The organism is Streptomyces corynorhini (assembly GCF_003346515.1).
GTDB lineage: Bacteria > Actinomycetota > Actinomycetes > Streptomycetales > Streptomycetaceae > Streptomyces > Streptomyces corynorhini.
Window position 1 is genome coordinate 1 of the sequence record NZ_QQNA01000397.1, and the last position, 5,003, is coordinate 5,003.

At 70.5% G+C, this 5,003-nt stretch carries 6 protein-coding genes; 3 read left to right on the forward strand and 3 right to left on the reverse strand.

Features of this window, described 5'->3' with window-relative positions:
• The coding region (locus DVH02_RS33395) for an MFS transporter (RefSeq protein ID WP_147286197.1) at nucleotides 1–672 on the reverse strand (672 nt) is incomplete at its 3' end.
• A 242-nt stretch (nucleotides 673–914) separates the two neighbouring features.
• On the opposite strand from DVH02_RS33395, the gene DVH02_RS33400 reads away from it, so the two are divergent.
• Nucleotides 915–1,673 carry a phosphoglyceromutase gene (locus DVH02_RS33400; protein WP_114627588.1) on the forward strand — a complete coding sequence of 253 codons (759 nt, stop codon included), beginning with the start codon at nucleotides 915–917 and terminating at the stop codon, nucleotides 1,671–1,673.
• Nucleotides 1,674–1,816: 143 nt separating this feature from the next.
• On the opposite strand, the gene DVH02_RS35805 is transcribed toward DVH02_RS33400, so the two are convergent.
• Together DVH02_RS35805 and phoU are read right to left on the reverse strand one after the other, a co-directional pair.
• The gene (locus DVH02_RS35805) at nucleotides 1,817–1,966 is read right to left on the reverse strand and encodes a hypothetical protein (protein WP_199566511.1); all 150 of its coding nucleotides are present in this window, start codon (nucleotides 1,964–1,966) and stop codon (nucleotides 1,817–1,819) included.
• A gap of 122 nt (nucleotides 1,967–2,088) precedes the next feature.
• The gene (gene phoU / locus DVH02_RS33405; RefSeq protein ID WP_114627589.1) at nucleotides 2,089–2,769 is read right to left on the reverse strand and encodes a phosphate signaling complex protein PhoU; all 681 of its coding nucleotides are present in this window, start codon (nucleotides 2,767–2,769) and stop codon (nucleotides 2,089–2,091) included.
• Nucleotides 2,770–2,964: 195 nt separating this feature from the next.
• On the opposite strand from phoU, the gene DVH02_RS33410 reads away from it, so the two are divergent.
• Nucleotides 2,965–4,266: a sensor histidine kinase gene (locus tag DVH02_RS33410; RefSeq protein WP_233518616.1), complete on the forward strand. Its 1,302-nt coding sequence runs from the start codon at nucleotides 2,965–2,967 to the stop codon at nucleotides 4,264–4,266.
• Nucleotides 4,263–4,943 carry a response regulator transcription factor gene (locus DVH02_RS33415; protein WP_030353388.1) on the forward strand — a complete coding sequence of 227 codons (681 nt, stop codon included), beginning with the start codon at nucleotides 4,263–4,265 and terminating at the stop codon, nucleotides 4,941–4,943. Before DVH02_RS33410 ends, DVH02_RS33415 begins: the two co-directional genes overlap by 4 nt.
• The last annotated feature ends 60 nt before the right edge of the window (nucleotides 4,944–5,003 follow it).

Consider the following 5,003-nt stretch of genomic DNA (forward strand, 5'->3'; position numbering starts at 1 on the left):
CACCGGCTCCGCCCCCGCCGCCTCCGCCCCCTCCGCGGGCTTCCCCGCCGTGACCGGTGCGCGCTCCGGCCGGGTCTCCGGGAGCTTCAGGAAGATCAGGACCGCGCAGGCCAGTGTCATGGCGGCCTCGCCCAGGAAGCCCGCCAGATAGCTGTACTGCGCGATGAATCCCGCGCCCGCCGACGAGACCGCGAAGCCCAGGTTGATCGCCCAGTAGTTGAGCGAGAAGGCCCGTACCCGGTCCTCCGGCTTCACGATGTCGGCCATCATCGCCTGCACGGCGGGCCGCGAGGCGCTGGACGCCATCCCCACCAGGAACGCCACCGCCGCGATCGCCACCGGCTCCCGCATGAAGCCCAGCAGGGCGACCGACGCCGCCGTCGAGGACTGCGCGATCAGCAGCGTGGGCCGCCGCCCGAGCCGGTCGGTCAGCACCCCGGCGCCGAGCGAGGAGACGACCCCGCCGAGCCCGTGGAGCGAGGCCACCAGCCCGGCGTACGAGGCGGAGTACCCCTGGTCGAGGGTGAGGTAGAGCGCCATGAACGTGGCGACGAACGCCCCGAGCCGGTTGACGAGCGTGCTGAGCCACAGCCACCAGAACGCCCGGGGCAGCCCCGACACGCTCTCCAGGACCGCACGCCTCGCGGCGAGGACCGACGAGGCGACGGACATACGTAATCCCCCTGAGGCAGGCAGCGCGGCTGCGGTAAGCGATCGAACGACTGCTCGAAACTTACGTACGGGCGCCCGGCCGCCGCTACCCAATTGACAGCACCGGTCAATGGTCCGGTCACCCTCCAGGGGAGGCCGACGAGGAGGCCGCTGGGGAGGCGGAGGGGGAGGCCGCTGGGAAGGCGGACGGGAAGGCGGACGGGCCGACAGCCCTCCCGGGCGGTTCCATTAGGCTCGGACCCATGGCCGACGCACCGTACAAGCTGATCCTCCTCCGCCACGGCGAGAGCGAATGGAACGCGAAGAACCTGTTCACCGGCTGGGTGGACGTCAACCTCACGGACAAGGGCGAGAAGGAGGCAGTACGGGGCGGTGAGCTGCTCAAGGACGCCGGTCTGCTGCCCGACGTCCTCCACACCTCCCTCCAGAAGCGCGCCATCCGCACCGCGCAGCTCGCGCTGGAGTCCGCGGACCGCCACTGGATCCCCGTCCAGCGCTCCTGGCGCCTGAACGAGCGCCACTACGGCGCCCTCCAGGGCAAGGACAAGGCACAGACGCTCGCCGAGTTCGGCGAGGAGCAGTTCATGCTCTGGCGTCGCTCCTACGACACCCCGCCGCCCGCGCTGGAGGACGGCACCGAGTTCTCGCAGAGCGACGACCCGCGCTACGCGACGATCCCGAGCGACATCCGCCCGAGGACCGAGTGCCTCAAGGACGTCGTCCAGCGGATGCTGCCGTACTGGTACGACTCGATCGTCCCGGACCTGCTCGCCGGCCGTACGGTCCTGGTCGCCGCCCACGGCAACAGCCTGCGCGCGCTGGTCAAGCACCTCGACGGGATCTCGGACGCGGACATCGCCGGCCTGAACATCCCCACCGGCATCCCGCTCGTCTACGAACTCGACGCCGACTTCCACCCGGTCACCCCGGGCGGCACATACCTGGACGCCGACGCGGCCGCCGCCGCCATCGAGGCAGTCAAGAACCAGGGCAAGAAGTAGCCGACCGCACGGCAAGGGCCTCGTCCGCCGGAACACCGAAGGTTCCGGCGGACGAGGCCCTTCGCATACGCACACGTCGCTGCCGCGCTCGTGCCGCGCTCGTGCCGCGCCCGCGGCGCGTCCGCGGCGCGTCCGCGGTGCGGCTAACCGCAGCCGCCGCCGCACTGGCAGGCGCCGCCCGACTGGCAGCCGCAGCCGCAGCCGGAGCCGCAGCCGCAGTTGCCGAGGACGGGCAGGTGCGCCGGGGCGCCGGGGGTGTCCTGGCGGGGGTCGGTGGTGGGGGAATCGGCCATGGGTGATCCTCCTCGAAGGCGTGCACGGATGTCGCCTCTGCCCATTGCAAGCCCACCCGGCCAGGCGCATCAACGGCGCATACGCGCAAGCGCCCCCGTACGCCCCCGGCGCGCGGACCCCGTTACGCGCCCTCGACCGGCGTTTCCACGGGCTGGATCTCGTCCGCGTGCTCGCCCGTCACCAGATAGACGACCCTCTTCGCGACCGACACGGCGTGGTCCGCGAACCGCTCGTAGTAGCGGCCCAGCAGCGTCACGTCCACGGCCGTCTCGATGCCGTGCTTCCAGCGGTCGTCCATCAGGTGCTGGAAGAGCGTGCGGTGCAGCAGGTCCATCTCGTCGTCGTCCTGCTCCAGCTGGAGCGCCAGCTCGACGTCCTTCGTGATGATGACCTCGGCGGCCTTGGCCATCAGACGTTGCGCCAGCTGACCCATCTCCAGCAGCGTCGTGTGCAGGTCGTGCGGCACCGGCGACTGCGGGAAGCGGAGCCTGGCCTGCTTGGCGACGTGCTGGGCGAGGTCGCCCGCCCGCTCCAGGTCGGCGCTCATCCGCAGCGATGTGACCACGATCCGCAGATCCGTCGCCACCGGCTGCTGCCGGGCCAGCAGCGCGATGGCCCTGGCCTCCAGGTCGTGCTGGAGATCGTCGACCTTCTGGTCACCGGCGATGACGCTCTCGGCGAGCCTCAGATCGGCGTCGAGCATGGCCGTGGTGGCGCGGCCGATGGCGGAACCGACCAGCCGGGCCATCTCGACCAGGTCCTCGCCTATCGAGTCCAGTTCCTCGTGGTACGCGTCCCGCATGGGGTTTACCCTCTCTTGTCACGTTCCTGCCTGGGGGCCGGGAGCCCCACGCTCTCACGTTGTGCCCGGCACAAGTCCGGCTGCTCCACCCCAAGTGAACCGGCACTTTCCCCCGGGTGAACTCTGGGCGACGAGTGTTCGAGGAGGCACCCGGATGGCTGGGAGAGTGTCGGTGGCCGCGCATAACCTGGACACATGGACGTGAACGCGGCGGTCGCCGCATTGGCAGCGATCGCCGGGGTGTGTACCGGCGTGATCGCCATGCTGGCGTTTCGCTGGAGCGAACGCGACCAGGCGAGGCCCACTCGCACCTCGCTGCACACGGATGCCGTACTGCCCCCCGGCGTCGACACCGTCCTGTCGGTGCTCCGCTCCTCGGCGGTCGTCCTCGACGAGAGCGACTCCGTGGTCAAGGCCAGCTCGGCGGCGTACGCCCTGGGCCTGGTCAGGGGCGGGAAGCTGGCCGTGGAGGCGATGCTCCACATGGCCCGCGACACCCGCAGGGACGGCGAGATACGGCAGGTGGAGCTGGATCTGCCCCGGCGCGGTACGGGCAGGGGCGAGGCCCTCGCGGTCTCGGCCCGGGTCGCCCCGCTCGGCTCCCGCCTCGTCCTGCTCCTGGTCGAGGACCTCACGGAGGCCCGTCGCATCGAAGCGGTACGGCGCGATTTCGTGGCCAACGTCAGCCATGAGCTGAAGACCCCCACCGGGGCGCTCTCCCTGCTCTCCGAGGCGGTCATGGACGCCTCGGACGACCCCGAGGCGGTCACCCGCTTCGCCGGCCGCATGCAGATCGAGGCGACCAGGCTGACCAACCTGGTGCAGGAGCTGATCGACCTCTCCCGGGTGCAGAACGACGACCCGCTGGAGGACTCCGAGTCGGTCCGCGTGGACGAGCTGGTCGCCGAGGCCATCGACCGCTCCCGGCAACCCGCCTCCACCAAACAGATCAACATGGCCTCCGGCGGCACCCCCGGCCTCCACGTATGGGGTAACCGCAGTCAGCTCGCCGGCGCCCTCGGCAATCTCGTGGAGAACGCCGTCAACTACTCCCCGGCCCGTACGCGCGTGGGTATCGCCGTACACCGTGTCTCCGCCTCCGGCGGGGATCTGATCGAGATAGCCGTGACCGACCAGGGCATAGGTATCTCGGAGAAGGACCGCGAGCGGATCTTCGAACGGTTCTACCGGGTGGACCCGGCCCGCTCCCGGGCCACCGGTGGTACGGGGCTCGGCCTCGCCATCGTCAAACACGTGGCCGCCTCGCACGGCGGGGAGGTCACCGTATGGAGTTCTGAGGGCCAGGGCTCCACCTTCACCCTGCGGCTGCCCGAAGCGGCCGCCGCACGGGAGCGCACAGCCACCGGCCAGGACGAAGACGACCACGGCCCCGACCACGGCCCCGATCCCGACGCCGATCCCGACGCCGATCCGACAGACCCCAGCCTTCGGCTGGCTCCCCCGACTGTGATTCCTGCCCCGGAGGTCCTTCCGTGACCAGAGTGCTCGTCGTCGAGGATGAGGAATCCTTCAGCGACGCCCTGTCCTACATGCTCCGCAAGGAAGGCTTCGAGGTCGCCATCGCGACCACCGGGCCCGCGGGGCTCGACGAGTTCGAGCGCAACGGCGCCGACCTCGTCCTCCTCGACCTGATGCTGCCCGGTCTGCCGGGCACCGAGGTCTGCCGCCAGCTGCGCGGCAAGTCCAATGTCCCGGTGATCATGGTGACCGCCAAGGACAGCGAGATCGACAAGGTCGTCGGCCTGGAAATAGGGGCCGACGACTATGTGACCAAGCCCTTCTCTTCGCGGGAGCTGGTCGCGCGGATCCGCGCGGTCCTGCGCCGCCGCGGCGAGCCGGAGGAGGTCACGCCCGCGGCCCTGGAGGCCGGGCCGGTCCGGATGGACGTGGACCGCCACGTCGTCACGGTCTCCGGCGGCAAGGTCGATCTGCCCCTCAAGGAGTTCGACCTGCTGGAGATGCTCCTGCGCAACGCGGGCCGTGTACTGACCCGCATGCAGCTGATCGACCGCGTCTGGGGCGCGGACTACGTGGGCGACACCAAGACCCTCGACGTCCACGTCAAGCGCCTGCGCGCGAAGATCGAGCCGGATCCGGGCGCGCCGAGGTATCTGGTGACGGTGCGGGGGCTGGGCTACAAGTTCGAGCCGTAAACCGCACCCGGAGAACGAGAGCCGCGGACCGCAGCACACGGACCGCGGTCCGTGTGCTGC

Bases quoted from the DNA above. Each gene is read 5' to 3' on its own strand.
- DVH02_RS35805 (WP_199566511.1), bottom strand. From the start codon at position 1,966: ATGGCCGATTCCCCCACCACCGACCCCCGCCAGGACACCCCCGGCGCC.
- phoU (WP_114627589.1), bottom strand. From the start codon at position 2,769: ATGCGGGACGCGTACCACGAGGAACTGGACTCGATAGGCGAGGACCTG.
- DVH02_RS33410 (WP_233518616.1), top strand. From the start codon at position 2,965: ATGGACGTGAACGCGGCGGTCGCCGCATTGGCAGCGATCGCCGGGGTG.
- DVH02_RS33400 (WP_114627588.1), top strand. From the start codon at position 915: ATGGCCGACGCACCGTACAAGCTGATCCTCCTCCGCCACGGCGAGAGC.